Source organism: Egicoccus sp. AB-alg6-2, from assembly GCF_041821025.1.
GTDB lineage: Bacteria > Actinomycetota > Nitriliruptoria > Nitriliruptorales > Nitriliruptoraceae > Egicoccus.
In genome coordinates, this window is record NZ_JBGUAY010000003.1 from 294,253 (window position 1) to 319,941 (window position 25,689).

At 72.5% G+C, this 25,689-nt stretch carries 21 protein-coding genes; 4 read left to right on the forward strand and 17 right to left on the reverse strand.

The window, feature by feature from the left end:
• Positions 1 to 5: 5 nt before the first annotated feature.
• From ACERMF_RS06325 to ACERMF_RS06395, 15 genes are all read right to left on the reverse strand, one after another.
• Entirely contained in the window at positions 6 to 1,901 is a 1,896-nt protein-coding gene (locus ACERMF_RS06325) for a hydantoinase B/oxoprolinase family protein (RefSeq protein ID WP_373668188.1), read from the reverse strand.
• Positions 1,898 to 4,066 (reverse strand): hydantoinase/oxoprolinase family protein, encoded by a 2,169-nt coding sequence (locus ACERMF_RS06330; RefSeq protein WP_373668189.1) that lies wholly within the window; start codon positions 4,064 to 4,066, stop codon positions 1,898 to 1,900. Before ACERMF_RS06330 ends, ACERMF_RS06325 begins: the two co-directional genes overlap by 4 nt.
• A gap of 17 nt (positions 4,067 to 4,083) precedes the next feature.
• Positions 4,084 to 5,361 carry an amidase gene (locus ACERMF_RS06335; protein ID WP_373668190.1) on the reverse strand — a complete coding sequence of 426 codons (1,278 nt, stop codon included), beginning with the start codon at positions 5,359 to 5,361 and terminating at the stop codon, positions 4,084 to 4,086.
• Positions 5,358 to 5,993 carry a carbon monoxide dehydrogenase subunit G gene (locus ACERMF_RS06340; RefSeq protein ID WP_373668191.1) on the reverse strand — a complete coding sequence of 212 codons (636 nt, stop codon included), beginning with the start codon at positions 5,991 to 5,993 and terminating at the stop codon, positions 5,358 to 5,360. The genes ACERMF_RS06335 and ACERMF_RS06340 overlap by 4 nt, the downstream gene beginning before the upstream one ends.
• A complete protein-coding gene (gene cutA, locus ACERMF_RS06345; protein ID WP_373668192.1) occupies positions 5,990 to 8,371 on the reverse strand; it encodes an aerobic carbon-monoxide dehydrogenase large subunit in 2,382 nt (793 codons plus the stop codon). The genes ACERMF_RS06340 and cutA overlap by 4 nt, the downstream gene beginning before the upstream one ends.
• Positions 8,368 to 8,895 carry a (2Fe-2S)-binding protein gene (locus ACERMF_RS06350; RefSeq protein WP_373668193.1) on the reverse strand — a complete coding sequence of 176 codons (528 nt, stop codon included), beginning with the start codon at positions 8,893 to 8,895 and terminating at the stop codon, positions 8,368 to 8,370. The genes cutA and ACERMF_RS06350 overlap by 4 nt, the downstream gene beginning before the upstream one ends.
• Positions 8,892 to 9,776, reverse strand: a complete 885-nt coding sequence (locus ACERMF_RS06355) for a xanthine dehydrogenase family protein subunit M (RefSeq protein WP_373668194.1) — start codon at positions 9,774 to 9,776, stop codon at positions 8,892 to 8,894. Before ACERMF_RS06355 ends, ACERMF_RS06350 begins: the two co-directional genes overlap by 4 nt.
• A 157-nt stretch (positions 9,777 to 9,933) precedes the next feature.
• Positions 9,934 to 10,296: a response regulator transcription factor gene (locus ACERMF_RS06360; RefSeq protein ID WP_373668195.1), complete on the reverse strand. Its 363-nt coding sequence runs from the start codon at positions 10,294 to 10,296 to the stop codon at positions 9,934 to 9,936.
• Positions 10,296 to 11,291, reverse strand: a complete 996-nt coding sequence (locus ACERMF_RS06365) for a PAS domain-containing protein (protein WP_373668196.1) — start codon at positions 11,289 to 11,291, stop codon at positions 10,296 to 10,298. The genes ACERMF_RS06360 and ACERMF_RS06365 overlap by 1 nt, the downstream gene beginning before the upstream one ends.
• Positions 11,292 to 11,391: 100 nt before the next feature.
• A complete protein-coding gene (locus ACERMF_RS06370) occupies positions 11,392 to 12,798 on the reverse strand; it encodes a DUF1116 domain-containing protein (RefSeq protein WP_373668197.1) in 1,407 nt (468 codons plus the stop codon).
• Positions 12,795 to 14,267, reverse strand: coding sequence for an FdrA family protein (locus ACERMF_RS06375; RefSeq protein WP_373668198.1), 1,473 nt, complete (start codon positions 14,265 to 14,267; stop codon positions 12,795 to 12,797). The genes ACERMF_RS06370 and ACERMF_RS06375 overlap by 4 nt, the downstream gene beginning before the upstream one ends.
• Positions 14,267 to 15,163 (reverse strand): DUF2877 domain-containing protein, encoded by an 897-nt coding sequence (locus ACERMF_RS06380; protein ID WP_373668199.1) that lies wholly within the window; start codon positions 15,161 to 15,163, stop codon positions 14,267 to 14,269. The genes ACERMF_RS06375 and ACERMF_RS06380 overlap by 1 nt, the downstream gene beginning before the upstream one ends.
• Positions 15,160 to 16,104, reverse strand: a complete 945-nt coding sequence (locus ACERMF_RS06385; RefSeq protein WP_373668200.1) for a carbamate kinase — start codon at positions 16,102 to 16,104, stop codon at positions 15,160 to 15,162. Before ACERMF_RS06385 ends, ACERMF_RS06380 begins: the two co-directional genes overlap by 4 nt.
• Before the next feature lie 174 nt (positions 16,105 to 16,278).
• Entirely contained in the window at positions 16,279 to 17,736 is a 1,458-nt protein-coding gene (locus ACERMF_RS06390; RefSeq protein WP_373668201.1) for a uracil-xanthine permease family protein, read from the reverse strand.
• Between the two features lie 234 nt (positions 17,737 to 17,970).
• Positions 17,971 to 19,074, reverse strand: coding sequence for a ring-opening amidohydrolase (locus ACERMF_RS06395; protein ID WP_373668202.1), 1,104 nt, complete (start codon positions 19,072 to 19,074; stop codon positions 17,971 to 17,973).
• 141 nt (positions 19,075 to 19,215) lie between these two features.
• On the opposite strand from ACERMF_RS06395, the gene ACERMF_RS06400 reads away from it, so the two are divergent.
• Both ACERMF_RS06400 and ilvC read left to right on the forward strand, forming a co-directional pair.
• The gene (locus ACERMF_RS06400) at positions 19,216 to 20,847 is read left to right on the forward strand and encodes a PucR family transcriptional regulator (RefSeq protein WP_373668203.1); all 1,632 of its coding nucleotides are present in this window, start codon (positions 19,216 to 19,218) and stop codon (positions 20,845 to 20,847) included.
• A 133-nt stretch (positions 20,848 to 20,980) separates the two neighbouring features.
• Positions 20,981 to 21,991, forward strand: coding sequence for a ketol-acid reductoisomerase (gene ilvC / locus ACERMF_RS06405; RefSeq protein WP_373668204.1), 1,011 nt, complete (start codon positions 20,981 to 20,983; stop codon positions 21,989 to 21,991).
• Positions 21,992 to 21,996: 5 nt separating this feature from the next.
• On the opposite strand, the gene ACERMF_RS06410 is transcribed toward ilvC, so the two are convergent.
• Both ACERMF_RS06410 and ACERMF_RS06415 read right to left on the reverse strand, forming a co-directional pair.
• Complete coding sequence (locus ACERMF_RS06410; protein WP_373668205.1) at positions 21,997 to 22,134, reverse strand: hypothetical protein; 138 nt, start codon at positions 22,132 to 22,134, stop codon at positions 21,997 to 21,999.
• Positions 22,135 to 22,239: 105 nt separating this feature from the next.
• The gene (locus tag ACERMF_RS06415) at positions 22,240 to 23,049 is read right to left on the reverse strand and encodes an SDR family oxidoreductase (protein WP_373668206.1); all 810 of its coding nucleotides are present in this window, start codon (positions 23,047 to 23,049) and stop codon (positions 22,240 to 22,242) included.
• Between the two features lie 59 nt (positions 23,050 to 23,108).
• Between ACERMF_RS06415 and ACERMF_RS06420 the strand changes: the two genes are divergently transcribed.
• Complete coding sequence (locus tag ACERMF_RS06420) at positions 23,109 to 23,558, forward strand: pilus assembly protein CpaE (RefSeq protein ID WP_373668207.1); 450 nt, start codon at positions 23,109 to 23,111, stop codon at positions 23,556 to 23,558.
• 131 nt (positions 23,559 to 23,689) lie between these two features.
• Complete coding sequence (locus ACERMF_RS06425) at positions 23,690 to 25,672, forward strand: chloride channel protein (protein ID WP_373668208.1); 1,983 nt, start codon at positions 23,690 to 23,692, stop codon at positions 25,670 to 25,672.
• Positions 25,673 to 25,689: the final 17 nt, after the last annotated feature.

The window sequence follows — 25,689 nt, forward strand, 5'->3', positions numbered from 1 at the left end:
CCCTCTCAGAGGACGTCGACCTCGGGGAAGGCACGACCATCGGGGTCGAGTTGGGCGTACCCCGGTCCACGGTCGAAGAACGCCGACGGCTGACCCCGCTCCTCGCGCAGGCGGGCGCGGAGGGCGTCGGTGGCATCGCCGTCGACCTGCGGGTCGTCGTCGGAACCGGTCACCACGACCCCGTAGTCGTCGCGCGCACCGTCCCGGCTGACCTTGCCCCACTGCACGTCGCGACGGACGAGGTCGGGGTCGCGTTCGAGCGGATCGCCCCAACCCCCTCCGCCCGTCGTGCGGATGCGCACGACCTGGCCGGCCCGGATCGGCTCGTCGTCCACGAGTCCCTCGAGTTCGCGTTCGTCTGGGCCTCCGGGATCGATCGTCACGCGGAACGGGGCTCCGGCCCGCCCCCCGTTGACGCCCCAGCAGGCGAGGATCGAGCGGTCCGCGATCGACATGAACGAGGCATCCTCGAGCATCCGGATCCACTTGTCGTAGCCGAGGCCTCCGCGGTACTGCCCGGGACCACCGGAGTCGGTGGCGAGACCGAGCTTCTCGACCCGGAAGGGGAACCGGGACTCGGTGAACTCCGTCGGCAGGTTTCGCGAGTCGGGCACGACGTGGATCGTGTCCTCGCCGTCGCTGTAGTAGCGACCACCGGAGCCGCCGCCGAGGACCTCGCGCATCAGGTACGAGCTGCCGTCGGCGCGGGTGCCGTAGACGCCGGTGTAGCGGATCGTCTCCTGGTCGGCGGGCATGCGGCCGTTCGTGGCCTTGGCGAGCACGCCCGCGAGGACGCCGAGGAGGCGCAGGATCACGAACGTCCGGGCGTTGGTCGGTGCGGGAAAGACCGGGGTGAGCAGCGTCCCCTTGTCGGGGAACCGCATCTCGATCAGGTCGACGATGCCCTCGTTGACGTCGAGTTCCGCCATGCGTTCGGGCGTGTCGGCGAGGTTGCGCAGGATCGGGGCGAGCCACTTCTTGAGGAAGTTGCCGTCGGCGTAGTCGCCGCAGTGGTTGATCGGACCCTTCGCCTGCGGGGAGGTGCCGGTGAAGTCGATCACCAGGCGCGCCCGGTCGGTGTCGCCGCCCTCCTTGGTCAACGTGATCCGTTGACGGTGCAGCTTCGGGGCGTCGACGCCGTCGTGCTCGGCGTAGTCCTCCCAGACGTAGGTCCCGTCGGGGATCTTCGGCAGGATCTCGCGGCGGTAGGTGTCGGTGTTGTTGGACACGATCGCGTCGAAGCAGGCCTCGACGGTGGCGACCCCGTAGCGGTCGAACAGCTCCGACAGGCGTCGCGAGCCCATCAGGCAGGCCGAGCACTCGGCGTCGAGGTCGCCGGCCAGCGACTCGGGCATCCGCGAGTTGCGGGTCATGATCGTCAGCGCCGCCTGGTTCGGCACGCCGCGGTCCCACAGCTTGATCGGCGGGACCATCAGGCCTTCCTCGAAGACGCTGCGGGCGCCCGACGGCATCGAGCCGGGGACGCACCCGCCGATGTCGTCGTGGTGCCCGAACGCCTGCACGAACGCGACGACGCGCGGCTGCTCACCGGCACTGGCATGGAAGACGGGCACCGTGACACACAGGTCCGGCAGGTGGCCGATGCCGCCCTCGGAGAGGTAGACGTCGTTGTGGAAGAACACGTCACCCGGCTGCATCGTGTCCAGCGGGAAGTCGCGCGCGACCGGATGCACCAGTGCGGAGTAGGACCGGCCGGTCAGCTTCCGCAGCTTCGCGTCGTGGATGCCGGCCCGGTAGTCGTGGGCGTCACGGATCATCGGCGAGCGCGACGTGCGGCCGATGGCGTCCTCGACCTCCTTCTCGATCGAGGCGAGCGTGCCCTGCACGATTTCGAGCACGATCGGGTCGACGCCGGTGGCGGCGAGCTCGGCGGTGGTCATCGGTCGCTCCTGTCGCGCTCGACCACGAGGTTGGCGAGGCCGTCCACGCGGGCCTGGAAGCCGGGGTGGATCGGCACGGTGGAGCCGAACTCCTCGACGATCGCCGGGCCGACGATCACGTCGCCGGCGAGCAGCCGTTCGCGGGCGTAGACCTGCGCGCCGGCGGCGGCACCCTCGAACACGACCGGCCGGTCGCCCGTGCGCGCGCGCGTCGCGTCGCCGTCGCCTTCCGGCAGGCGCGGAAGCACCGGCCGCGGGATGGGGCCGATGCCCGTCACTCGGAGATTCACCCACTCCACCGGGTGGCGGTGACGGTGCTCCCCACCGCTGGCGGCCGAATCGGCGCGATAGGCATAGCCGTAGAGGCGTTCGTGCTCGTCGTGGAACGCGTCGACCACCGAGCGCTGGAAGGCCTCGTCGATCGGCCCGTCCGGCGCGGGGACCCGCACCTCGAACGCCTGGCCGTCGTAGCGCAGATCGGCCGTGCGTACGAACCGGTGCTCGTCCGCGTCGAAGCCCTCGCGGTCGAGTGCATCGGCGGCGCGCGCCTGCAACGAGCGATAGACCGCCGCCAGTTCGTCGCGGTCGAGCGCGTCGTCGCGCACCACGTGGGTCTGGACGTAGTCGTTCTTGACGTCGACGGTCAGCAGCCCGAAGGCGGACAGGTTGCCGGGATCGCGGGGCACGATCACGGCCGGCAGGCCGAGGATGTCGATGAGCCGGCAGATCAGCAGCGGCCCCGATCCCCCGAAGGCGGCCATGGTGAAGTCGCGCACGTCGAGCCCGCGCTTGACGGTGACCTGGCGGATGGCATTGGCCTGGTTCCACGCCGAGATCTCGAGGATGCCGCGGGCGGCGTCCTCGGGCGACAGGCCGAGCTCGCCGGCCAGGGTCTCGATGCCGGCACGCGCCGCGTCGCGGTCGAGGCCGATCTCGCCGCCCAGCAGATGCGGCGGGATGCGTCCGAGGAACACGTGCGCGTCGGTGACGGTCGGTTCCGTGCCCCCGCGGCCGTAACAGATCGGACCCGGGTCGGCGCCGGCCGAGCGAGGACCGACCTTGAGGGTGCCCTCGGGGCTGATCCAGGCGATCGAGCCACCGCCCGCACCGACGGTGACGATGTCGATCATGGGGATCTTGGACGGGAACCGGCCGACGGAACCCTCGGTGGTCAGCGTCGGCTCGCCCCCGAGGACGACCGACACGTCGGTCGAGGTGCCCCCGCCGTCGCACGTGAGCAGCTTGTCGTAGCCGGCCTCGCCGGCCACCAGTGCGGCGCCGAGGGCGCCGGCCGCAGGCCCCGACAGCACCGTGGTGATCGGCTGGTGGACGACCTCGTCGGCACTGATGACGCCGCCGTTGGACTTCATGACGTAGAACGGAACGGATGCGGGGGGCTCCGCCCCCCGCAGACCCCCCGAGACCGGCTCGTCACCACGGGTGGCCTGGTCCAGGCGGGCTGCGATGTTGCGCACGTAGCGCGTGACCTTCGGCTTGACCGACGCGTCGACCAGCGTCGTGACGGTGCGCTCGTACTCGCGGTACTCGCGCAGCACCTCGCTCGACAGCGACACGACGGCGTCGGGGTGCTCGGCGGCCAGGACCTCGCGCAGACGCCGTTCGTGCCGGTCGTCGGCGTAGGCGTGCAGCAGGCACACCCCGATGGTGTCGATCCCGCGGTCGCGGAACCAGCGGGCGACCTCGACGGCGCCGTCGACGTCGAGGGGGCGCACCTCGGCGCCGGTGTGGTCGAGCCGTCCGCGGACCTCGCGGACCAGGTCGACCGGCACGATGCGGTCCGGCTTGACCCAGAAGTAGCTGTTGCCGTAGCCGTCGGGAACCGACTGCCGCGCGATCTCGAGGATGTGGCGGTAGCCCTCGGTGGTGATCAGCCCGACCCGCTCGACCGCGTCCTCGAGCAGCGCGTTGGTCGCCACCGTGGTGCCGTGCGAGACGCCGGTGACGTCCTGCCCCGACGCGCCGAGGATGTCGAGGACCTTGCGGACGCCGTCGAGGAAGCCGATCGACGGGTCGGCCGGGGTCGACGGGGTCTTGGTGGTGATGATCCGGCCGGTGTCGTGCTCCACGGCGACCACGTCGGTGAACGTGCCACCGGTGTCGATGCCGATGCGCACGCCGCCGCTGGTCTCGCGATGTTCGGACACGGTGGTCTCACTCCTGCTCATGCCGGCAACAGGGACGCGAGCAGACGTGCCGCCCCCAGGGCCAGGCCGTCGTCGTGCGCGCGGGCGACGGTCTGGACGCCCAGCGGCAGCCCGTCCGCCCCGGTCAGCCCCGGGACCGCGACGGTCGGCAGACCGAGCAGCGTCCAGGGGCGGCACAGCATCGGGTCCCCGGTCGTCGCGGCGTCGGGCGCCTCACCGAGCACGCTCGGGGCCAGCAGCACGTCGACGTCGGCGAAGACGTCGCCGAGCTGTCCCAGGCACCGCTCCCGCAGTGCGACCGCCCGGTCGTAGTCGCTGACCAACTGCCGGGCGTCGTCGAGGTAGGCGCGCAGCCGGGCGCTCAGCCGGGCGGCGTGGTGGTCGATCTCGTCGGCGAGGGCGTCGAGCACCTCGGTGCCCATCACGACCTGCTGTGCCTCGACCAGCCCGGCGAAGGCGCCGGGCAGGGTGACCTCGACGAACTCGACGTCGTCGGCGAGACGTTCGACGGCCCCGAGGATGCGCCCCCGGGCACTGCGCTCGACGGCCTGCCACCACGGCGTGCGCACGAAGCCGATGCGGGGTCGCGGACCGGGTTCGACGGGCCGGAACCGCTCGTGGTCGTCGGCCATCACGCCCAGGCCCAGCGCGACGTCGTCGACGTCGTTGCCGAGGAGGCCCACCGTGTCGAGACTCGGCGAGCACAGCTTGACCCCGTCGAGCGGCAACGCGCCGAAGGTCGGTTTGGCGCCGACGACGCCACAGAACGAGGCCGGGCGCACGACCGACCCGGCGGTCTGGGTTCCGATCGCCAGCGGCACCGTGCCGGCCGCGACCGCCGCGGCCGAGCCGCTGGAGGACCCGCCCGGCGTGCGGGTCTGGTCGTGGGGATTGCGCGTCGGACCGGGCTGGAACAGGGCGAACTCCGTGGTGACCGTCTTGCCGATGACGACGGCACCGGCGGCGCGCAGCCTGGCGACCGCGACGGCGTCGGCATCGGGCCGGCGGCCGGCGTAGATCGGGGAGCCGTGCGCGGTCGGTTGGTCGGCCGTGTCGACGATGTCCTTGACCCCGACCGGCACGCCGTGCAGCGGGCCACGCTCGTCGGCCGGCATGGCGTCGAGCGCCCGGGCCTGCACGAGTGCGGCTTCGGGATCGAGGTGCGCCCAGGCGTGCAGGTCGTCCTCGCGCGCCGCGATGGCGTCGAGGTGGCCTTGCACGACCTCGACGACCGACGTCTCGCCGGCCTCGACGCGGGCGCGGATCTCCCCGGCGGTTCCCAGCGGCGCCGTCACGGCCGCAGGCGCCGGCCGACCAGCACGCCGGCGAGCGCGACGAGCGCGCCGAGCCCGAACGCGGCCAGCAGCTCCGGCAGCCGGCTGCCGGACCCGCCCGCCGCGGCACGGCCGGCGAAGACCTGGCCGACCTCGGCGGTGGTGGCGGCCCGGGCGTCCCCCCCGACGGCGGGAGCCGCGGCCGCCGCCGGGCCGTGCAGCAGCTCGCGTTCGACGGCGGCGAAGAACTCGCCCGCTGTCTTCTTCGCGACGCCGGCCAGCATCCGCTGCCCGACGCCGCCGATCATGCCGCCGATCACGGCGTCGGCGTCGAAGGTGACGGCCGTGGTGCCGTCACCCTGCTCGGCCAGGTCGATCACCGCATCGGCGCGGATGGTGCCGGGCGCGCCGGCTCCCTCGGCCCGGAGGCGGTAGTTCGACGGCTCCTGCCGGTCCGAGAGCTGGACCCGCCCCTGGTAGGTGCCCTTGACGCTCGCGACACCGGCGGTGACCGTGGCGGCGTAGGTGTCGTCGCCCGTCACCTCCAGTGCCTCGCAGCCGGGGATGGTGCGGGCGAGGACGGCGGGATCCTGCAGCGCGTCCCAGACCTGCTGACGCGGCGCCGCCACGGTGTAGGTACCGGAGATCTTCACGAGTCACCTCCTGCGGCCAGTCGCAGCTCGTGCAGCTGCGACGGCGAGATCGGCATGGCGCGGACGGTGACGCCGGTGGCGTCCTCGATGGCGGCGGCGATGGCCGCCGAGCCGGGGATGACGCCGGCCTCTCCGGCACCCTTGATGCCCAACGGGTTGAGCGGGGAGGGCGTCTCGAGGTGGTCGATGTCGACGGCCGGCACCTCGGTGGCGTACGGCATCAAGAAGTCCATGAACGAGGCGTTGAGCAGCTGGCCGTGCTCGTCGTAGGCCATCTTCTCGTAGAGCGCGCCGCCGACGCCCTGCGCGACGCCGCCGAGGACCTGGCCGCGCACGATCATCGGGTTGACGAGGTTGCCGCAGTCGTGGACGACGGCGTAGCGGCGGATGGCGATGTCGGAGGTGTCGGGGTCGACCTCCACCTCGACGGCGTGCATGCCGTTGGCGAAGGTGGAGCGCACCGGAGAGTAGTAGTCGGTGCCCTCGAGGCCCGGTGCCTGCCCCTCGGCGACCGGTGGCCTGGTCGGGTCGTTTGGCCCGGCGAACTGCGTCGCCGCCTTGGCGTGTTCGTCGAAGGCGTAGCGCAGCGGGTTCGACAGGGTGGCCAGCATCGACAGCGGCAGGGAGGTGTCGGGACTGCCCTTCACCTGGGCGCGCCCGTCGGCGAGCTCGAGGTCCTCGACGTCGACCTCCAACGCGTCGGAGGCGAGCTGCAGCGCCTTCTCGCGCACCTTCTTCGCGGCGAGGTGGACGGCGTTGCCCGACATCACCGCGGCACGTGAGGCGAAGGTGCCGACGGCATAGGGGAAGCGGCGGGTGTCGCCGGTGACGACCTTCACCTGGTCGAGCGGGACGCCGAGTTCGTCGGCCACGATCTGGGCGAAGGCGGTCTGATGGCCCTGCCCCTGGGTGCCCAGGCCGGTCGCGACCTGGACCGTGCCGTTCGGTTCGACGAGCACGTGGCCGCCCTCGTAGGGACCGACGCCGGTGCCCTCGACGTAGCAGGCGAGTCCGATGCCGAGCAGTCGGCCCTCGGCCGCCGCGTCGGCCTTGCGCTGGGCGAAGCCGTCCCAGTCGACCAGCTCCTTCAGCTTCGCCAGCGACGCCGGGAAGTCACCGGAGTCGTAGGTGTAGTCGCGGCCGTCCTGGAAGGTCAGGCCGAAGGCGTAGGGCATCTCGTCGGGCTGAATGAAGTTTCGTTCCCGCACCCGCGTGCGGTCGAGGCCGAGCTCCGCCGCGATCGCGTCGACGGTGCGCTCCATCAGGAAGCAACCCTGGGGGCGGCCGGCGCCGCGATAGGGTGTGACGGGGGTCTTGTTGGTGTAGACGCTGCGGAACTCGACGCGGTAGTGCTCGATCCGGTACGGGCCGAGCAGCTGGGTCGAGGTGATGATCGGGACGATCAGCCCGTAGGGGATGTAGGCGCCGTGGTCGTGGAGGAAGCGGACGTCGAGCCCGAGGATCCGCCCCTCGTCGTCGAAGCCCACCTCGACCCACTGGACCTGGCCGCGCTCGTGGTTGGCGGACACGAAGTGCTCGTGCCGGTCCTCGGTGAACTTGACCTCGCGGTCGAGCAGCCGCGCCGCCCAGGGCACGAGGATCTCCTCGGGCCAGGGGTGCATGATCTTGACGCCGAAGCCGCCGCCGACGTCCGGCACGACAACGTCGACCTGGGCGAAGTCGAGTTCGAGGAAGGTCGCGATGGCGGCCCGCACGCTCGTCGGCGCCTGGGTCGAGGTGTGAACGCGCAGGCGACGGTCGTCGGCGTCCCAACGGGCATGGACACCGCGGCCCTCCAGCGGCGTCGAGGCGGAACGCTCGATGTCGAGGCGCAGCGACAGCCGGCGGGGGGCGCGGGCGAGGGCGGCGTCGACGTCGCCGATGGTCTGGGTCAGTTCAGCCGCGACGTTGCCCGGGACGCTCTCGTGGACGTCCACGCCGTCGGCCACGGCGGCCTCGAGGTCGACGACGACCGGAAGGATCTCGTAGTCGACCCGGATCCGGTCGAGCACGTCCTCGGCGACATAGCGGTCGCTGGCCACCACCATCGCGATCGCCTCGCCGACGTGGTTCACCACGCCGTCGGCGAGCACCTTCTGCGTCACCGGCGCGGTCAGCGACGGATGCGGGATCAGCAACGGCATGGACTGCTGCAGCCGCGGCGGCAGGTCCTCGTAGGTGTAGATCGCGACGAGCCCGTCGACGGTGACGGCGTCGGTGACGTCGATGTCGAGGATGCGGGCGTGCGCGTGGGGGCTGCGCAGCACGGCGACCGCCAGGGCGTCGTGGCCGAGGTCGTCGAGGTAGCGGCCCTCGCCGCGGAGCAGCCGGGGGTCCTCCACCCGGGCGACCGCGGCACCGAACTGGCGCGTGGTCACGGCTGCACCTCCGGCCGGTGCTGCTGGCGTGGGTCGGCGCCCGTCGCGCGAAAGGCCCCGGCGGCCTGCTCGACCGCGGCCAGGATGCCGGCGTAACCGGTGCAGCGGCACAGGTTGCCCGCCATGCCCTCGCGGACGTCGTCGTGGTCGGCGTCGGGGTGCTCGGCGAGGAAGCCACAGGCCGACATCACCATGCCGGGCGTGCAGAAGCCGCACTGCAGCCCGTGGCAGTCGCGGAACGCGGCCTGCACCGGGTGCAGGGTGCCGTCGTCGGCGGCCAACCCTTCGACGGTCGTCACCTCCGCGCCGTCGACGGCGACGGCGAAGACCAGGCACGACCGCACGTTGCGCCCGTCGAGCAGCACGGTGCAGGCACCGCACACCCCGTGTTCGCAACCCACGTGGGTCCCGGTCAGCCGCAGATCGTGACGCAGGAAGTCCGACAACAACCGGCGGGCGGGCACCGTCGCACGGTGCAGCGCGCCGTTGACGGTCACCGTGACCTCGTGGTGTGGCTCGGTCACGCGCGCACCTCCGTGTCGGTTCCGGCAGCCGCGGCGGCCCGGACCAGTGCCCGCTCGAGGAGGACGCCGGCCAGGTGGCGGCGGTAGGCGGCCGTGGCGTGGATGTCGTCGTCGGGATCGATGGCCTCGCGCGCGAACGCCGTCGCGTCGGCCGGGCGCAGCGCGTCGGCGGACTGGCCCGCCAGGGTGTCGGTGAGCTCGATGCGCTCGGGCAGACCGCCCACGCCGAAGAAGGCCCCCTGCGCGCTGCGAACCCTGCGGTCGTCGTCCAGGTCGATCCGCGCGCACACGCCGGCCAGCGCGTAGTCGCCGTGCCGCCGCGCCAGTTCCTCGATCGCCATGCCGGTCCCCGGGTCCGGGACGGCGAACTCCACGGCGGTGGCCAGCTCGCCGGGCCGCAGCGCCGACTCCAGCGGACCGGTGAACGCTTCGGCGCCCGTGACGGAACGGACGCCGTCGCTGCTGCGCAACTCGAGTCGGGCGTCCAGGAGTGCCACGACCGCCGGCATCTCCGCGGCGGGGTCGGCGTGGACGATCGAGCCGACACTCGTGCCACGGTTGCGGATGACCGGATGGGCGACCAGCCGCAGGGCCTCGCGCAGCAGCGGCACCGCGAACGCCACCTCGTCGTCGCCCTCGAGACGACGGTGGGTGACGCGGGCACCGACGCGGACCCGGTCGCCGTCCACCTCGACGGTGTCCAGCGCGTCGAGGTGGCGGATGTCCACGAGCGCGGCCGGCGCGACCAGGCGCATGTTGAGCATCGGAACCAGGCTCTGACCGCCGGCGAGGACCTTGCCGTCATCGCCGAGCTCGCCCAGCAGCGCCAGCGCCTCGTCGAGCGAGCGGGGGGCGTGGTAGGCGAACACCGGCGGTTTCACGTGTCCTGCCTCCCTCGCCCCTGGCCGGACGCCGCTCCCGGACGGCTCCCGCTCCGCCGAACCCGGGACGCTAGCGAAGGCGGCTCGTGCGCTGCTCGTCAACCTCTGCCGAATCGAACGCCGCCCGACTGTGCGACCGTGCCCGTCGGGTGACGCCTCACGCGGCGGCGATCTCGGCCAGTTGCGCCGTCAGGCTCGCGAAGTCGCTGCCCTTCTGCAGGCAGGCACGGGCACCCAGACCGATCACCTGCTCGCAGAGCGACGGCTCGGCGAAACCGGTCAGGACCACGACGCGGGGCGAGGGGTCGTGCAGGTGGGTGAGGACCTCGAGGCCGTCCATCCGCGGCATGGCGAGATCGAGCAGCAACAGGTCGGGACGCAGGTCCGCGACCAGCTCCAGGGCCTCGGCTCCGTCCTCGGCTTCACCGACCACCTCGAACCGTCCGTCGCGCTCGAACAGCAGCCGCAGCAGCCGCCGCAGCGTCGCGTCGTCGTCGGCGAGCACCAGGCGCCACGTCATCATCGGTCCGGGCTCTCGACGTTGGCGGGCGCGGCGCGGGCGAGGTCGCCCGGACCGATGGGTTCGTCGCGGGCCGCCTCGCGCAGGGCCGTGGTCACCAGCTCCTGCGCGTCGCTGGTGGTGCGACGGACCAGCGCGACGCCTTCGTCGACCTGCCCGAGCTCGAAGGCCAGCCACGCCGCCGACAGCCCCTGCACGACGTTGTCGTTGAGTTCCAGGGCCTGGCGTTGGCCCTCGATCGCGCGCTGCAACCGCTGCCGATCCTCCTCGGCGCGGTGTACGTCGGTGACGTCCTGGACCGTGCCGAACATCCGGATCGGGTTGCCGGCGTCGTCGGTGACCACCTCGCCCCGACCCTGCACGACGCGGACCTCACCGTCGGGCCGCACGACCCGGTAGGTCACGCCGCGCACCACGTCCCGGCCGCTGCTGACCAGATCGATCCGACCTGTCACCCGATCGAGGTCGTCGGGATGGATCAGTTCGAGGACCCGGTCCATCGACGCCGGCTCGTCCTCGCGGAGTCCGATGATGCGCCGGTACTGCGCCGACCATTGCAGCGTGTCGTCGATGAGGTTCCAGTCCCAGCTGCCGATGTCGGCGAGCGTCTCGAGCTCTTCGAGCTTGCGGGTCGCCTCGACCTGGTCGGAGACGTCGCGCCCGTAGGCAAGGATCCGATCGCCGCCGACCGGGATCATCGACGCGCGGACCACCCGGCGTCCCTGGGGCAGCTCACGGACCGCCTCGTAGTCGGTCGGGTGACCGCCGGCGAGGGTCTCGCGGGCGCGCCGCACGACGTCGGCCAGCTCCGCCGGGGGATACAGCTCGCTCCCCAGGCGCCCCCGCAGCGACGCGGCATCGATGCCGAACAGCGCCGCCATCGCCGGATTGACCGCGACGATGCGCAGGTCGTCGTCGAGGACCTCGAGCACGACGGCTCCGTCCTCGAGCGCCATGAACAGGCCGATGGCGGCCCCGGTCACGTCGTCCAACACCGCCCCAGCACCCGGTGGCCGTCGAACGGGCCACGATCGCCGGAGCGTAACGCCCGCCGCCGCCCGTCGAGCGCGTTTCGCCCGCTTTCGCTGGCGGTGTTCAGCCGGCCGCGGCCAGCGCCCGGACGGCCTCGACGAACACCGCCATCGGTGGCTCGACCAGGCCCGCCCCGACCTGGCCCGTGCCGGCTTCGCGCCCCGCGATGCCGGTGTTGACGGCGGGCACGATGCCGGTGCGAACGACCCGCGTGACGTCGATGCCGACCGGGGTGCCGCGGAACTCCAGGATCGGGATCTGGAAGTGCGGGTGCTCACCGAGGGCGATGTCGTACATGGTCTGCGTCGCCGTCAGCGCGTCGCCGACCGCGCCGCCGACGAACCGCACGATCGCGGGTGCGGCCGCCATGGCGAAGCCGCCGACGCCGGAGGTCTCGGTGATGGTGGAGTCGCCGATGTCGGGGTTGGCGTCGTCGGGGCCGTAGTCGCCCAGGAACAGGCCGTCCGGGACCTGGGCGGGCGCCGTGAACCACCGGTCGCCCGTTCCCGACACCTGGATGCCGAAGTCGGTGCCGTTGCGGGCCATCGCGACCACGACGCTGCAACCGGGGAGGTCGCGGGCCGGGTCGACCGCCGCCTTGCCGGCCGGCATCCCGAGGTTGAGGAAGAAGTGCTCGTTGCCGTTGATGAAGCGGACCACGTCGGCGAGGTCGCCCGGGTCGATGCCGGCTTCGAGCAGGGGCGGGACGACCTCGCGCACGAACAGCGACGAGGCGGCCCGGTTGCGGTTGTGCAGCTCGTCGCCCATCTGCAGCGCCTGCACCATCAACGCCCGGATGTCGAGCGACTCGAGACGTTCCACGGCCGCGGCCATCGCCGGTCCGAGCACGTCGTGCATCCACCGCAGGCGGGTGATCACCTCGGGGCCGTAGGCGCCGTAGCGCAGCACCTTGCCCAGGCCCTCGTTGAGGCTGCAGTACGCCTGGTTGCCGAAGGCGGCGTTCTCGATCACGAACATCGGCATGGACGGGCTCACCACGCCCGCCATCGGCCCGACCGCCTGGCGCGAGTGGCACGGCGCGAGCTCGATGCCGCCCCGCTCGGCGATGGCGACGGCCTCGTCGGGCGTCTGGGCCATCCCCTCGTAGAGCATCGCCCCGATCAACGCCCCGCGCAGCGGTCCGCTGGCGCGGTCCCAGGTGATCGGCGGACCGGCGTGCAGGAACTGGCCGGTGTCGATGCCCACCGCCTCGCGGGCGGTCGTGATGCCGACCCAACGTGGTTCGGCGGACGTGATGCGTTCCAGCGCGGTGGCGTTGGCGTCCGCGATCCGGGGGTCGGCCGCGACGGTGGCCAGCTCGGCGGCGACGTCGCCGGCCGGCGGTCGCCAGTCGACGACCACCGGATCCACTCCCTGCGCCCGCAGCGTGGTGTCGAACAACTCGACGCCGGCGGTGACGATGCGTGGCTGGCCGGCCAGCAGGCCGGCGAGCGGTTGGTCGTTGCTCACAGCGCGCCTCCCAGGAGTTCGACGGCCTTCCGGGCCGCGGCGGCGTTGCTGAGGTGCACCGAGGCGCCGGCGTCCACCAGGGCCCGGACCTGCTTGTCCCGGCCCTGGGGGTCGCCGGCCGTGCCGCACAGCGACACGACCACCGCGAGGTCCTCGCCATCGGCGATCGCCTCGGCGATGGCCGGCGCCAGTTCGGCCGCCGGGTCGGGATGCGCGCCGTGCCCGAGCACGACGTCCAGCAACAGGACCCTGCCACCGGGGCGGGCGGCCTCGGCGGCGATGCGCTCGAGCCGCAGCCCCTGGTCGATCATGGGGTGCGGACGGCCGCGGGTGAACTCGTCCTCGCCGAAGTCCACGAAGACGTGACCGGGGGTGTCGAGGCCGTCGTCCAGTGGCCGGCCGTCCGCCAGGGGGATGTTGGAGGCGATGGGTGCGTCGAGGTGGGACGCCGCGATCAGCATCGCCTCGTCGCAGAGGGTGCCACCGGCGAACAGGCCGCGGAGTTCGGTGTAGGTGCCCTGCCGTTCGCGCGGCGCGGGCCACGAGGCCGGGGGCGTGAAGGTCGCGCCGGCGATCTGCACCACGGTCCCCGCCGTGCTCGTGAGGTCGTTCGCGTCCGGCCCCAGCAAGGCGAACACGACGGGCGTCGTCAGCTCGTCGGCCAGCGCGTGCAACGCCTGGGAGACGTCGGGGTCGGCCGGCTTCGACAGCACGACGATCGTGGTCGTGGCCGGGTCGGCGTCGAGCGCGCGCATCGCCTGCTGGGTGGAACTGCCCCCGACGGCGGCTGAGAGGTCACGGCCACCGACACCGAGGACGTGGCTGATGCCGACGCCGGCGTCGTCGAGCAGGCAGGTCAACTGCTGTGCACCGGTACCGGACGCGGCGACGATCCCGATGGGTCCCGGCCGCACGACGTTGGCGAACCCGAGGCCGACGCCCGAGACGATCGCCGTGCCGGCGTCTGGGCCCATCACCAGCACGCCCCGGTCGGCGGCGGCCTGTTTCAGCGCGACCTCCTGCTCGACGGGCACGTTGTCGCTGAACACCATGACCGATGCGCCGGCGCGGACGGCGTCCATGGCCTCGAGGTAGGCGTACTCGCCGGGGACCGAGACCAGCACCAGGTCCGCACCGCCGGTCAGTGCCGCCGCCGTGGTGCGGGCGGGGGGTGCGTCGCCGAACCCGCCGCCGCTGGCGCCGCCACGGGTCGCGGCCAGGGCGACCTCGACCTCGGCGAGTGCGGCGTCCAGGGCGTCGTCCTGGGCGCGGATCGCGACGAGCAGGTCGTTGGGTCCTGCGTCGGGCGCTGCGAAGCCCATGCCGACGAGCAGTTCGCGATTGAGCTCGGTGCCCATCGCGACCAGCACCTTGTCGACGCCGGGCAGGTCGCCGACGCGGCGGCTGACCTGCATGAGACTGACCGAGTCGTGGTAGACGCCGCGGCGGACGTCGAGGTGGTCGACCATCAGCGGGTCTCCTCGGGAACGGGGGACGTCGGTGGCGCGGGCACGACGACGGAGGCGATCAGACGCGCGCCGGTCAGGATGCCGACGCCGAGATCGCGGCCGGACGTGGCTCCGACCCGAAGCAGCCGCTGGACGGCCGGGGTCATCGGTGCCGCGCCGGCCAGCGCGGTGAAGACGTCAGCGGCGGCGTCGCTCACCTCGCCGGCGACCGCGTGCGCGAGCAAGGCCGCAGAGATGGAGGTGGTGCGCGTGCTCGCACGCTGCACGCTGGCATCGCCGACCTGACGGACCAGGCCGGTCAGACCGGCGAGGTCGTGGCCGTCGACGACCGGCCCGAGCAACGACACCGCGGCGAAGATGCCCGACAGCACGTCGTCGCCCGAGGGGGTCAGACCGGGCCCGAGCCCGAGGAGCGCGTCGGCCTGGCCCAGGGCGGCGTCCCGGTCGCCGTCCGCCAGGGCACGGTGCAGGCGGGACCGTGGGACCGCGAGCTCGTGCGGCAGCGGCGCGGCGGCCGTGGCGAGCAGCAGCTGGAGGGCGGACACGGTGTCGCCGAGGACGCCGGGGACGACCGGCGGCAGCGCGGGGCGGGGACGCCACCAGCGTCGCACGGCGGCCGCGAATCCGGGCAGACGGACGTGGTGGTCACCGACCGTGCCCTGCCCGCCGACGGGAATCCCGGCGAAGGGACGGTCGTCGACCTTGGCGCCGATGGCGATGGCGTTGGGATGGCGGACGCCGTCCGCGGTGACCAGCGCGAGCACGCCGTCGGTGTGCGCGAGGTAGACCGCGGCGGGGAACGCCGCGAGCACCTCGACCCGGATCGTCGGACCGGCGACGCGTCGGCGGATCGCGTCGCTGGCGCTGGCACCCACGACCGCGGGGGACCCGCTCATGAGGCGACGACCTGCGTGCCCGCGTCACCGTGGACGGCGGCGACGATGTCCTCGAGCGCACCGATCACGGCCCGCCGGCCGGTCCGCTCGACGAAGCGGCAGGCCGCGTCGACCTTCGGGCCCATGGAACCGGCACCGAACTGGCCCTGGGCCGCGAACTCGCGCAGCTCCGCGACCGTGACGGTCTCCAGCCAGCGCTGCGACGGCGTGCCGTAGTCGACGGCGACGCCGGCGACGTCCGTCAGGATGGCGAAGCTGTCGGCGCCGATCTCCTCGGCGAGCAGCGCCCCGGCCAGGTCCTTGTCGATGACGGCCTCGACTCCGCGCAGCGGACCGTCGCCGTCGTCGACCACGGGGATGCCGCCGCCGCCGTTGGCGACCACGATCGCTCCGTCGTCGAGCAGCAGTTCGACGGCGGGCCGGTCGACCGAGCGCAGGGGCTGCGGCGAGGCGACCAACCGTCGCCAGCCGCGTCCGGGGACGTGGGTGAAGGCAAGTCCTTCGGCTTCCCGGCGGCGCACCTCGGCCTCGTCGCGCAGCCAGGGCCCGATCGGCTTGCTGGGCGCGCCGAATCCGGGGTCGTCCGCGGCGACCAGGACCCGGCTGACCACCGGCACGACCGGCTGGTCGAGGCCGCGCTGCGCGAGCTCGTAGGTCAGGGTGTCGGCGATCGTGAACCCGATGGTCGCCTGGGTCTGGGCGACGCACCAGTCCAGCGGGACGGGCGGGACGACGTCGCGGGCGAGCTCGTTCTTGATCAGCACGTTGCCGACCTGGGGCCCGTTGCCGTGGGTGAGCACCAGCGCGGTGCGGCCCTCGGCGACCAGTTCGGCGACCTGGCCCATCGTCGACCACAGACGTTCCGTCTGTTGCGCGGCGGTACCCGCCCCGTCGGGTGCGATGGCGTTGCCGCCGAACGCGAGCACCGTGCGCGATGCCACCTGCTGCTGCTCCTGGTCGACGGGGGACGAGCCTAGGCAGTCCCGGTGGGCGACGGTTCGGCGACTCTCACCGATCCGACACCCCGCGCGTCGTCACAACCCGCCGTTCGTCACCGACGAGGACGGGGCCGCGACCTCCCGGTCGCGGCCCCGTCCGAATCGGGCAGGTGTCGCTCAGACGCCCTGCATGTCACCCGGTGGGATGACGGGGTCCTTGGTGCCGAGGTCGTAGGTGCCGACCCCGCGCTCCTCGTCGGTGCCAGGCACCAGGTTGTCGAGCAGCAGGCCGAGGACGGCGGCGACGGCGATGCCGGAGCTGCCGATGGCGCGGACGATGCTGGTCAACCAGCCGATGCCGAACAGCGACCACTCGTCACCGGCGTAGTTGCCGAAGTACTGCGGGAACACGAAGCCGCTGAACAGCACGATGCCCAGGATCATCAGGTTTCGTTGCGAATCGAGGTCGACCCGCCGCAGGTTGGACAGACCGATCGCGGCGATGAGCCCGAACAGCGCCAGGTACACCCCGCCGACGATCGGGCCGGGGATCGTGGCGATGAACGCGCCGATCTTGGCGACGAAGCCGAACAGGAGCAGGAAGACCGCACCGATGAGCACCACCGCCCGGCTGGCGACCTTGGTCAGGCCGACCAGGCCGATGTTCTCCGAGTACGAGGTCGAGGAGAACCCGCCGAAGATGCCGGTGAAGAAGCAGCCGACGCCCTCCATGCCGATGCCCCGGTTGATCGTCTTCGCGTCGGGGTCGCCTGCGCCCGCGATACGCGAGATGGCGTGGTAGTCGCCGAACGACTCGATGGTCGAGGCGAGGTAGGCGGCAAGGATGGCGAAGAAGAAGCCGAGGTCGAACAGCGGCGTCCCCCACGGGAAGATCAACCCGCCACCGCCGACGTCGAAGCCGCGCACCCACGGCGTCTCACCGACGACGCCGAAGCTGACGTAGCCGGCAACCGTCTCGGGTAGGACCCCCGTGACCGACAGCAGCAGACAGACGAGGTAGGCCGTGACCACCGCGAGCAGGATCGGGAACAGCGAGATCATGCGCGAACGCGGCGCCAGCACGAGACCGAACAGCACGATCAGCGCGGTCGTGGCCAGCGCCAGCCACCAGTTGGGCGAGGCGTTGATCACGGTCGCGTCGTACAACGACAGACCGATCAGGGCGATGACCGGAGCGATGGTGATCGGCGTCACGTAGCGCCGCAGCAGCCCACCGATGCCGCCGAAGCCGATCGCCATCTCGACCACGGCACCGGCCATGATCGCACCGGCGATGTAGCGCATCGCGTCCTCGCCCTGGTAGGTGAGGGCGATGCCGATGAAGGGGCCGAGGAAGGCGAACGAGACCCCCTGCACGATCGGCAGGCGTGAGCCGAACTGCACCTGCAGGAAGGTCGCGATCGCCGAACAGATGAAGACCGAGCTGATGAGGATCGCCAGCTGCCCCGAGTCGAACTCCAGGAACGGCGACAGGATGAACGGCACGGCGACCGTCGCCCCGAACATGGTCAAAACGTGTTGGAGGCCGAGGGCCATGGCCTTCGGCAGCGGCTTCGGAATCTCGTCGAGTCCGTACTTGAGCCCGTGCGGGCGGTTGGGCGCTTCCGCGCTCATGTGCTCCCCTTGTTTGGTCCTGCGGCTGGTTGCCGCGTCGCGGGCGGGTCCGCCGGCTGCGGCGTCACCCGGTCCGGTTGTCCACGCGGCTCCCGACCGCGCGCCACCGATGGAAACGGTATTCCCCCGTCGGACAGTGTCCGGTCGAATTCGCCGAGAACCTAGGAACCTGCGCACGGAGCGGGCAGCTCCGGGGCGCGGGAACGCGCCGCGGGCCTTGTCCTCGAGGACCCGTCAGTCCGCACGCACGATCGCGACGACCGGCCCGCCGCCCTGCGGCCCCTGGTGCATCGCGCCGACGGAAACGAACACGGCGGTGTCGCCGACCGTGGCGGCCGTGACGCCACCGACCGCACCCTTGATCTGGCGGTGGTGGTGGACGTCGGAGTCGTCGAGCATCAGCTGCCGCCGCCCGCGCAGCTGCCCGCTGGCGTCGGCCTCGCACTTGAGGAACACGCCGACGAGGCGGTCGCCGAGGTCGGTGTGGTGCGGGCGCTCGGGCAGGTCGAGCCCGGCGCTGCGGATGGCCTCCCAGATGCCGTCCTGGTCGATGGCGTCCTTCATGACGCTGTGCCCGACGCGGTAGCGGCTGCGAGCACCCGGTGCGTTGCCGACGACCACGATCTGGGCGCGGTCGAGCTCCACCCCCGACGAGCACGAGGCCACGCTGGAGTACAGCTCCATGTTGCGGCAGATCTCCTCGGCCGCCGGGACCTCGTCGATCTCCCCGAGTCCGTACGCGATCCCCAGGCCGGTGGTGCCGTTGGAGATGTCCATCGAGTACAGCGTGTCCTCGGTGAACACCGTCTCGCCGCGCCGGTGTGCGTCCTGGATGGTCTCCTGGACCAGCAGCGGCGTCTTGGTCTGCACGTAGTGGACGTCGGCGACGTCGGTGATGCCGGCCTCGGCCATCGCCCGCTTCACGCCCTCGGCGACCTTTTCGACCATCGCCGGGCGCCCGATGTCCTCGGGCAGCAGCACGTCCGACATCGCGAAGCCCACCGACAGGCGCTTCTCGTCGGTGTCCACGCCCTTGTCGTCGGGAATGCGGGCGAACACGGCGGCGTGCGGCGTGATGACCCCGTCACAACCACCAGACCACGCCATCGGGATCTGCTTGACCTCGTCCGCGGACCGGCTGCCCTTGTCGAGCAGGACGCCGCGGAAGGCCTGGTCGGCCAGGATGCGCGTGTAGTCGTTGACCCCGCCGTTGCCCTCGGTCTTGCCGATGACCGCGATGACGTCGTCGGCGGCGAAGACGCCGTCGTCGATGAGTTCGGCGAGCCCGGACGCGTCGGTGACGCTCTTGATCTCGATCTTGCGGACCTCGAACGGCATGGGACGCTCCTGTGGGGTCGAGACGCGGCGACGTGCGACGACGCTAGCCGCGCGACCAGCGGCGACGACATGTGCATTTCCGACGATCGGGCCCCTGCCTCGCTAGCGTGACCTGCCAACTCCGTCGCCCGCGAGCGCCCCGTGACCGTCGCCGCCCCACGCTCCTCGCTGCCGCTGCGCGGCGTGCTGGCCACGCCGATCCTCGCCGGCGCCGAGGTCATGGCCGGTGCCGGCGGCCTGGGTCGGATCGTGACGCGCCTCAATGTCATGGAGGTGCCCGACGTCCTCGCGTTCGTCAAACCCGACGAGCTGCTGCTCACCACCGGCTATCCGCTGCGGGACCGGCCGGATGCACTGCCTCGACTGATCGCCGACCTCGACGACCGCGGTCTCGCCGGGCTCGGCGTCAAGCTCGGTCGCTACCTCGACGCGATCCCCGGCGCCGCCCTCGACGAAGCGGACCGGCGCGGGTTCCCCGTCGTCCGGCTGCCCGAGGGCGTGGCCTTCGACGACATCCTCAACGACGTGCTCGGGGCGATGCTCGACCGCCAGGCGCGACAGCTCGAGCGCGCCGAGCGGGTCCACCAGGCGTTCCTGCAGGTCGTGCTGCGCGGGGAAGGCGTCGAGCAGATCGCGCGCGACCTCGCCGAGCTCCTCGACGGGCCGGCCGCGGTGGTCGACCGTGACGGGACGGTGCTCGGTGCGGCGCGGCTCGCCGACCTCGGGCTGGCCGACGTCGACGACCCTGCGCCCATGGTGATCGCCCAGGACGACCGTCACGTACGCGTCGACGGGACCCAGTTGCCGTGTGTCGCGGTGCCGATCGTGGCCGGCCCGCGCAAGCACGGCCACGTCGTGGCCATCACCGCGAACGGCAGCCGCACGGGCGACCTGCTCGCCCTCGAGTCGGCCGCGACCGTCGCCGCGCTCGTGCTGACGCAACGCATGGAACTGCGGGCCGTGGAGAGCAAGTACCAGTCGGACCTCGTCCACGACCTGCTGCGCGGTGCGGGGGACGTCGACGACGTCAGACGCCGTGCGGCCGGCTTCGGGTGGGACCTCGACCGCCGGCTGATCGCGATCGTCCTGCGCCTCGACGAGCGCGTCGACGACGCCGCGGACGCGCGCGCCCGACCACCGCTGGCCGGCAGTCTCCGTGGCTCGGTGCTCGAACGCGACCCCGGTGCGGCCGTGGTGCAGTTCAGCTCCGAGGTGGTGGTGCTGACCGCCGCCTTCGATCCCCCGCCCGGTACCGATGCCCCCGACGGCCGTGCCGAGGCGTGCGCCTTCGCCGCCGATCTGGCGGCGCGGGCGGGGCGCGCCGCGGGCGTGTCCGCCTCGGCCGGGCTCTCGCGACCGGTCGTCGACGTCCGCGAGGTGGCGCGCGCCTACGAACAGGCGTCCCGCGCCGTCGAACTGGGTCGCGAGATCTCCGGTCGGGCGGCGGTCACCCACTTCGACGACCTCGGGGCCTACCGGCTGCTCGCGCTCGTCCCCGATCGCGACGAGCTGCGGGCCTTCGCCGTCGAGACGCTCCGGGAGTTGGCCGCGGACGATCCCGCGGCGCTGGACCTGCGGCAGACGCTGCAGGCCCTGCTCGACAGCGGCGGCAACGTCGCCGAGGCGGCCCGACGCCTGCACTTCCACTACAACACCCTGCGCTACCGCATCGAGAAGCTGGAATCGATCCTCGGCCCGTTCATGACCGACGCCCGCCGGCGGCTGGACGTGCAACTCGCGCTGCTCGTCCTGCGCCTGCATCCGCACGGGTGACCGTGGGCGTCTGTGCGCTCGCACCGTTCCGGGGCCCGCACGGCCGGCGAGCCGGGGTTGTGGCCCCTTCGGCCCGCCGCCCTAGGCTGCGGCCGCCGTCGATCACCGCGGGCACCTTCGAGGAGCACTCATTTTGGCCACGATCTTCTACGACCAGGACGCCGACCTCTCCCTGATCCAGGGCCGCAAGGTCGCCGTCCTCGGCTACGGCAGCCAGGGACACGCGCACGCGCTCAACCTGCGCGACTCCGGCGTCGACGTCCGGGTCGGGTTGCGGCCGGGTTCCACCTCCCGTACCCGCGCCGAGGAACAGGGCCTGCGGGTGCTCGACACCAACGACGCCGCGGCCGAAGCCGACGTCGTCGTCATCCTGGCCCCCGACACCCACCAGAAGGGCATGTGGGAAGGCGGCCTGGCCGAGCACCTCACCGCCGGCAAGGCGCTCGTCTTCGGGCACGGCTTCAACGTGCACTACGGCCTGATCACGCCGCCCGAGGACGTCGACGTGTTCCTCGTGGCCCCCAAGTCGCCCGGCCACATCGCCCGCCGCACCTACGAGCAGGGGCAGGGCGTTCCCGGTCTGGTGGCGGTGCACCAGGACGCCAGCGGCAACGCCCTCGAACTCGGCAAGTCCTACGCCGCCGGGCTGGGCCTGACCCGGGCGGGCACCCTGCAGACGACCTTCGCCGAGGAGACCGAGACCGACCTGTTCGGGGAGCAGGCGGTGCTGTGCGGCGGCGTCAGCCACCTCGTCCAGGCCGGCTTCGAGACGCTGGTCGACGCCGGTTACCAGCCGGAGGCGGCGTACTTCGAGTGCCTGCACGAGCTGAAGCTCATCGTCGACATGATGTACGAGGGCGGCATCAGCTGGATGCGCCATTCGGTGTCGACCACCGCCGAGTACGGCGACTACGTCTCGGGTCCCCGCGTCATCGGTGACGAGGCCAAGGCCGCGATGCGCCAGATCCTGGCCGAGATCCAGGACGGCACCTTCGCCCGCCAGTTCGTCGCCGAGATCGAGGGCGGTGGCGAGACGTTCGCGGCCAGGCGCAAGGCAGGTCGTGACCACCAGGTCGAGCAGGTCGGTCGCGAACTGCGCGCGATGATGCCGTTCATCGACACGCCCAGCGAAGCGCTCGAGTAGGCGGATCAGCTCTCGGGCGGCTCCGTCGGATCGATCGCCGTGTCGTCGAGCTCACCCAGCTCGGGTCCGGGCTGGTCGGTCTCGCCCTCACAGCCCAGCAGCGCCAGGGAGGCCACGGCCATGGTGCCGAGGATGCGTCGCATGGACGTTCCTTCTCGTCGCGTCCGACGACCGTAACCACGGCGCGCTCCGCCGCCGACGCCTCGATGCCGGCACCCGGACAGGGCGCGGCGGGGGCGGACCGGCGGTCAGCCTCCGACGCCGGGCGGGGAGGGATGGAATCCCGCGAACTCCCAGCCGTCCAGCACGCCCGGCCCGTCGCTGTACCAGGGACCCGTCGCGAGGGCGTCGGCCAGCAGCGGGCTCTGCTCCGGGTCGGTGAGGCGGCGTCCCAGCAATGAGCCACGCCCCGGCCGCGCGACGCCCAGTCGCCCGAGCCAGTCGCCGATCGACAGCCGCACCGGGCCGTCGGCAGCGACGAGCAGGTGGCCGCGCTCGCTGCGCGAACGGGCCCGGTCGAACGCCACCACGAGCTCGACGAGGTCCCCCGGGTCGACCGGCGCCACCTCGGTGTCCAGCACCGTCGGACCGAAGCCCGCCGTCGCCAGCGCATCACGCATCGCCGGCGTGTCCACCAGCGACGTACGGATCACCACGCTGGGCGGTGCGGCGGCGGCGACCAGCTCCTCGATGCGCCCGCGCGCCCGGCGGTAGGGGTCCTCTGCATCGGCCGAGGCTCCCGGAAGCGAGAGCACGACCAAGCGCGCGACCCCCGCGTTGGTCGCAGCGGTCACCAGCACCTCGGCAGCCGCGACGTCCGCCTCCGCGTCGCGGCCGAGCAGTCCGCCGCCGACGTGGACCACCGTGTGGACGTCGGCGAGCGCCGACTCCAGGCGGCCCTCGTCGTCGGTGGTGCCCGTCGCCACGAACGCCCCCGCACTGCGCAGGACCGCGGTGTCGCCGTCACCGTAGGCGCGGACCTCGCCGCCCTCCTCGAGCAGGCGCAGCGCGATGCGGCGTGCGAGTGGCCGGTGGGCACCGGTGACGAGTACGGGCACGAACGTTCCTCGGCGAGCGGACCGCCAGCATCGCAGCTGGCCGGGGACGACGACGAACCGTGATCCGCCCTAGCGTGCGGGGCACGTTGCCGGAGGCCATCGACGTGATCACCAACCGCACCGCCAGGCGTCTGCACGACGCCGGGCTGCCGTGGACCCCCAGCGAAGGGGACCGGTTCGTGCTCCCCGGACGCGGCATGGACGCCGACGTCTTCACCATCGCGGCAATGGTCGTCGAGGTCCGCGACGCCCCAGCGGGCCGGCTGATCGCCTTCAACGGCACGACCGAGTGGGCGCTCGACGCCGTCGAGCAGGCGGAGGCGATCTGGCTGCCGCGCGAGGAGCAGCTGCGCGAGGCACTCGGCAGCGCGATGCTCTCACTGGTGCGTGCCGAGGACGGTTGGCGCTGCACGGTGCGCGTCGACCGACGTCTGGTCGAGGTCGCCGCGGCCGAGGCCGACGAGGCCTACGCCGAGGCGCTGCTCCAGGTGCTGCAGGCAGACGGATGACGGACCGGCCCACGGGTCGAGGTACGGCCGCCGGTCCGCACGCCGCCGTCCGGGACGTCGCCCATCGTGCACGGACGCTCGCGGGCGCACTGCGACGTCGGTTGCTCCGGCCCGGTGCGATGGAACCGGTCATGCTCGGACTGGGTGCCACGACCGGACTGGCGACCGGTGTGGTGGTGTGGCTGCTGATCAGCAGCATCGAACTGGTGCAGCGGCTCGCCTGGTCGGCGCAGGTGCCGACCTGGCAGCTGCTGGTCGTGCCGACACTGGGCGGGCTGGTCGTCGGCCTCCTGGTCTGGCGCGTCGTCCCCGAGAGCAGCGGCGGCGGCGTCGTACCGACGATGGAGTCCCTGGCGATCCGGGGTGGCCGACTCTCGCGCCGCATCCCGCTCGCGGGCACCGCGGCCACCAGCATCGCGTTGGGCACGGGCGCATCCGGAGGACGTGAGGGACCCATCGTGCTGATCGGTGGCTCGATCGGCTCCGCCGTGGGGCGCGCGATGCACCTCGACGAGGACCGGATGCGGTCGCTCGTGGCCGCCGGCGCCGCCGCCGGCATCGGCGCGACCTTCAACGCCCCCATCGGCGGCATGTTGTTCGCCATCGAGTTGCTGCTCGGCGGGCTGCGCCGCGCCGGGTCGCTGCAGGTGGTGGTCGTCGCCTCGGTGGTCAGTGCCGTCACCGCGCGACAACTCGTGGGCGAGAGCCTGCCGATCTTCCAGGCCCAGCGTGGGTTCGGCCTCGGCGAGCCGGTCGAGCTGCTGTTGTACGCCGGGCTGGGCCTGGCGGCGGTCGCGGTGGCCTTCGGGTTCCGTCGCGGCGAGGACGCCGCCCGTCAGTCGTTCGCCCGGCTGCGGCGGCGGATCGGGATGCCGCTGACCGTGGCGGTCGGCGGCTTCGGGGTCGGACTCGTCGCCCTCGTGTTCCCCCAGGTCCTGGGCGAGGGTGCTCATCTGCCCGGCGTCGCGGGAACCCGCGAGCCGATCCAGGCGATGCTCGACGGCCGCATCGGCAGCACCTGGACCGCCGCGGCACTGCTGCTGGCCCTGCTGGTCGCGAAGCTGGTGGCCACCCTGCTCTCCGTCGGCTCCGGCTCGGCGGTCGGCACGTTCGCACCGACGCTGTTCACCGGCGCTGCCCTCGGGGCCGCCTTCGGTATCGCGGCCACCCAGATGCTCGGTGCGGAAGCGGCCCAGCCGGGCGCCTTCGCCCTCGTCGGCATGGCGGCGGTCTTCGCGGCGACCGCCCGGGCGCCACTGACCGCCATCCTGATCGTGTTCGAGCTCACCGGCAGCTACGACCTCGTGCTCCCCCTGATGCTGGCCGTCGGGATCGCGATGTTCGTCACCGAGCTGCTGGGATGGGACTCGCTGTACCTGCACCAACTCCGGCAGCGCGGCGTGGTCTTCGGCCAGGTCGACGACCTCGACGTCCTGCAGACCGTGACCGTCGGTGAGGTGATGTCGCCGGCGCCCGACAACGTCGTCCGGCAGGACCAGGACCTCGACGCCGTCCGACGTCGGCTGGTCGAGACCGGCGCACACGGGCTGGTGGTCGTCGACGATCGTCAGCGGCTCGTCGGCGTCGTCGCGGTCTCCGACCTGACCCGAGACGGCGAAACGGCCGGCGAGGTGTGCACCCGCAGGGCCCTGACGGTGACGGCCGCCGATCCGGCGTTCCGGGCGGTGCGACGTATGGCGAGCCTCGACGTCGGCCGGTTGCCGGTCATCGACCCGCAGAGCCGCCAGGTCGTCGGCGTCCTGCGTCGGTCCGACGTGGTCCGTGCCTACCAGCGCGGCATCTCGCGCAGCCTCGGCGCCCAGCAGCGTGCCGCCTCGGGACGGTTGCGTGACCTCGCCGGTGTCGGGTTCGTCGAGCTCGTACTGCAGCCGGGGTCACCGGTGGCCGGCAGCGCCGTACGCGAGGTGCCCTGGCCCGAACGCAGCGTGCTGACCAGCGTCCGCCGAAACGGCGAGGTCGTGGTTCCCCGCGGCGACACCGTGCTCGAGCCGGGCGACGAACTCGTCGTACTGACCGGCCACGGCGACCAGTTGCGCGATCTCGTCGCGCCCGAACCCGCGCCCGCACCCTCGACCGCCCGCGACGCCACTTGACGCCGCCGCCGGCCCGT

Coding starts and splice junctions, on each gene's coding strand:
- ACERMF_RS06325 (WP_373668188.1), bottom strand. CDS start 1,901: ATGACCACCGCCGAGCTCGCCGCCACCGGCGTCGACCCGATCGTGCTC.
- ACERMF_RS06360 (WP_373668195.1), bottom strand. CDS start 10,296: ATGACGTGGCGCCTGGTGCTCGCCGACGACGACGCGACGCTGCGGCGG.
- ACERMF_RS06375 (WP_373668198.1), bottom strand. CDS start 14,267: ATGGTCGACCACCTCGACGTCCGCCGCGGCGTCTACCACGACTCGGTC.
- ACERMF_RS06380 (WP_373668199.1), bottom strand. CDS start 15,163: ATGAGCGGGTCCCCCGCGGTCGTGGGTGCCAGCGCCAGCGACGCGATC.
- ACERMF_RS06390 (WP_373668201.1), bottom strand. CDS start 17,736: ATGAGCGCGGAAGCGCCCAACCGCCCGCACGGGCTCAAGTACGGACTC.
- ACERMF_RS06395 (WP_373668202.1), bottom strand. CDS start 19,074: ATGCCGTTCGAGGTCCGCAAGATCGAGATCAAGAGCGTCACCGACGCG.
- ACERMF_RS06410 (WP_373668205.1), bottom strand. CDS start 22,134: ATGCGACGCATCCTCGGCACCATGGCCGTGGCCTCCCTGGCGCTGCTG.
- ACERMF_RS06425 (WP_373668208.1), top strand. CDS start 23,690: ATGCTCGGACTGGGTGCCACGACCGGACTGGCGACCGGTGTGGTGGTG.